Annotated in this window: 3 protein-coding genes and 1 pseudogene; all 4 read left to right on the plus strand. The window is 63.8% G+C overall.

Annotated elements, in window-relative coordinates; genetic code table 11:
- Window positions 1–339: cytochrome c-type biogenesis protein (locus EOA49_RS30875; protein ID WP_164749346.1), on the plus strand; the 339-nt coding region annotated here is incomplete at its 5' end.
- Between the two features lie 120 nt (window positions 340–459).
- Window positions 460–2,004, plus strand: a complete 1,545-nt coding sequence (locus tag EOA49_RS30880) for a Do family serine endopeptidase (protein ID WP_067320983.1) — start codon at window positions 460–462, stop codon at window positions 2,002–2,004.
- A 356-nt stretch (window positions 2,005–2,360) separates the two neighbouring features.
- Complete coding sequence (locus EOA49_RS30885) at window positions 2,361–3,035, plus strand: response regulator transcription factor (RefSeq protein ID WP_127241087.1); 675 nt, start codon at window positions 2,361–2,363, stop codon at window positions 3,033–3,035.
- Window positions 3,036–3,131: 96 nt separating this feature from the next.
- A pseudogene (locus tag EOA49_RS30890) lies at window positions 3,132–3,660 on the plus strand (two-component sensor histidine kinase); the annotation flags it as partial.

A 3,660-nucleotide genomic window follows, 5' to 3' on the forward strand; every position in this document is an offset into this window, starting at 1 on the left:
GCGCTTTCGGAAGGCTTGCGCTGCATGGTCTGCCAGAACCAGTCGATCGACGAATCCGACGCCGATCTGGCCCGCGACCTGCGCGTCCTCGTGCGCCAGCGCCTCGTCGCCGGCGATACCGACCAGCAGGTGATGGATTACATCGTGTCGCGCTACGGCGAGTTCGTTCTCTTGAAGCCGCGCTTCAGCCTGCGCAACGCGCTTTTGTGGGGCACCCCGGCGCTTTTGCTTCTGGCCGGCGGCATCTTCATCGTGCTCAGCACCCGTTCACGCCGCGCGCCGGGCAGCACGCTCAGCGCCGAGGAACAGGCGGCGCTGGACAAGCTGCTGCGCGATTAAAGCGCCAACATTACAAAATTTTCATATATCGGAAATGGCGCCGTAATGTGCGCCTCACTAAGTCTCTTTTCCGAGGATGCTCTCCTGAGCGCATCCACTTCGAAAGAGGAAACGAGACCCATGAATATTGCCCCCGATTCATATTCAAGCACCCGCAAGCGCCTGATGGCGGCTGTCGCGTCCCTGGCCGTGATTGGTGCTGTCGGCGCAGGCGCGCTTGCCACCGGCACTGCGCCCGTGCTGGCCGATGCTGTGCGTGTCGAGGCTCCGCAGGTTCCGAGCTTCGCCGACGTCGTCGAGCGCGTCTCGCCGGCGGTGGTCAGCGTCAAGGTGAAGGCCAAGATCCAGCCGACGGCCGATGACGGCTCCGACGATCAGAACGGCTTCGACAACCTGCCGGATAATCCGCAGCTGCGCCGCTTCTTCAGGGAGTTCCGCGGCTTCGGCGATCAGGGCGGCCAGTTCGGCATGCCCCGGTTTAACCACCGCAACCACGGCAATGGCGAGCCGCGCCCCGTGGCTCAAGGTTCGGGCTTCTTCATTTCTGAGGACGGCTACCTCGTCACCAACAATCACGTGGTTTCGGAAGGCTCCGACTTCACCGTCGTCACCAATGACGGCAAGGAGCTCGACGCCAAGCTGATCGGCACCGATCCGCGCACCGACCTCGCCGTGCTGAAGGTCGATGGCGGCGGCAAGTTCACCTATGTCGACTTCGCCGACGACTCCAAGATCCGCATCGGCGATTGGGTCGTGGCGGTCGGTAACCCGTTCGGCCTCGGCGGCACCGTCACCGCAGGCATCGTTTCGGCCCGCGGCCGCGACATCGGCGCCGGCCCCTATGACGACTTCATCCAGATCGACGCCTCGGTCAACCGCGGCAATTCGGGCGGTCCGACCTTCAACCTCAACGGCCAGGTGATCGGCATCAACACCGCCATCTTCTCGCCGTCGGGCGGCAGCGTCGGCATCGCCTTCGACATCCCGGCCTCGACCGCCAAGCAGGTGGTCGAAGACCTGATGAAGAACGGCTCCGTCCAGCGCGGCTGGCTCGGCGTCGAGATCCAGCCGGTCACCTCCGACATCGCCGAGTCGCTCGGCCTGAAGTCGGACAAGGGCGCGCTGGTTTCGAGCGCGCAGGACGCTGGTCCCGGCAAGAAGGCAGGCATCGTCGCCGGCGATGTCATCACCCAGGTCGACGGCAAGGACGTCGCCTCGCCGAAGGAACTCGCCCGCATGATCGGCGCTTATGCGCCGGGCAAGTCGGTTGATGTCACTGTCTGGCGCAACGGCAAGAACGAGACGGTCAAGGTGGACCTCGGCACGTTGCCTTCGAGCGACAAGCAGGCCTCGAACGAAGACGGCAACAAGCAGGCGGCTCCCGCCAAGGCCGATACGCTTGCCGATCTCGGCCTCACCGTCACCAAGTCGGAAAACGGCAAGGGCCTGGTGGTCACCGATGTCGATCCGGACAGCGATGCGGCCGACCGCGGCATCCAGCCCGGCGACGTCATCACCTCGATCAATTCGAACGAGGTGAACACTACCGACGACGTTTCCAAGGCCATGACCGATGCCTCCAAGTCGGGCCGCAAGGCCGTGCTGATGCAGATCACCCGCGACGATAGCAACCGCTTCGTCGCGCTGCCGGTCGGAAAGGGCTGATCTGAGAGAGCGGTTCAATCGCTCCTCGAGAACGCAGAACCGCTCTAACTCTCTGTTTGACGCAATTCCGGACGGAAACCCGCTTCACGCCTTTCCTGGAATTGCTCAGCGACTTTTCCTTGCGGCGGTTTCAACACCCCCGAGCCGCCGCCGGGAAAACATGGGGCCGAGCACGTCAGTCAGTCACCGTGTTTCGCTCCTGCGGCAGCGGGTTTCCCATCACCCGCTGCCGCTTGCCAAGCACGGTGCCCGCAAGTGGGTACCGGTCTGGGATCACGACATGCGGCTGGCGAACGCAAAGGCGCTGAGTCATGGCTGCCCCTCAACCTTCCAGTGAAATCGCGTATAACGGCTCCATGAAGATTCTCGTCATGGAAGACGACCGCGAGGCTGCGGACTACCTGCAGAAAGCCTTCGCCCAGGCGGGCCACACCGCCCATGTCGCCGGGGACGGCGAGACCGGCTTCGCGCTTGCCGACGCCGGCGACTATGACGTGATGGTGGTCGACCGCATGATGCCGCGCCGCGACGGGCTGTCGGTGATCGCAGCGCTCCGCTCGCGCGGCAACACCACGCCGGTGCTGATCCTGTCGGCGCTGGGCGAGGTCGACGACCGCGTCACCGGGCTGCGCGCCGGCGGCGACGATTATCTCACCAAACCCTACGCTTTTTCCGAATTGCTTGCCCGCGTCGAGGTGTTGAACCGTCGCGCCGGCGCCCGGGAAACCGAGACCGTCTACCGCGTCGGCGATCTCGAGCTCGACCGTCTGTCGCATTCGGTCAAGCGCGCCGGCCGCGAGATCACGCTGCAGCCGCGCGAGTTCCGCCTGCTGGAATATCTGATGCGCCACGCCGGCCAGGTGGTGACGCGCACCATGCTGCTGGAAAATGTCTGGGACTATCATTTCGATCCGCAGACCAACGTCATCGACGTTCATGTCTCGCGCCTGCGCGGCAAGATCGAAAAGGGTTTCGACAAACCGATCCTGCACACCATCCGCGGCGCGGGCTACATGCTGAAAGGCGGCTAGAGCATGATCCCAAACCGAAAGTCAGGGAACGTTTCGGAAAAGATGCTGCAACAAGGGGTTACCGTGCAGCCAATCGTCATCCTGATCTAGGCGAACATGGCTCTTTCCCTGCCGGCCATCATGAAGACGACGGCGGCCCGGCTCTCGGCGCTTTACCTTCTGCTTTTCGCTCTCTGCGCCGTGCTGCTCGTCTTTTACATGACGTCGCTCTCGGCGCGCATGCTGACGGCGCAGACCCAGGACACGATCAATGACGAGATCCTCGGCTTGGCTCGCGCATACAAAAATGGCGGCCTGCCGTTGCTGGTGCGCGTGGTTGAAGCCCGCTCGCGCCAGCCTGGCGCCAACCTCTATCTGATCGCCGACGCCAACGGCCAGATCCTGACCGGCAATGTGCAGAGCCTGGAGCCGGGAATCATCGAAACCGAGGGCTGGACGACGGAGCCCTTTTCGTACCATCGCTTCGGTGAGGGCGAACTCGACCGGTTGCGTGGTGGTGGCACCGATCAGAGCGCGCCGTCCCCGGGCGACAGCAGCGCTCGGTCGGAAGGCGAAGAAGGCCACAACGCTATCGCGCTGGTGCTGCGACTGCCCAATCAGATGATCTTGCTGGTCGGCCGCGATC

It is taken from the genome of Mesorhizobium sp. M1A.F.Ca.IN.020.04.1.1 (assembly GCF_003997315.1).
In the GTDB taxonomy this organism is placed as follows: Bacteria; Pseudomonadota; Alphaproteobacteria; order Rhizobiales; family Rhizobiaceae; genus Mesorhizobium.

Bases quoted from the DNA above. Each gene is read 5' to 3' on its own strand.
- EOA49_RS30880 (WP_067320983.1), top strand. From the start codon at position 460: ATGAATATTGCCCCCGATTCATATTCAAGCACCCGCAAGCGCCTGATG.
- EOA49_RS30885 (WP_127241087.1), top strand. From the start codon at position 2,361: ATGAAGATTCTCGTCATGGAAGACGACCGCGAGGCTGCGGACTACCTG.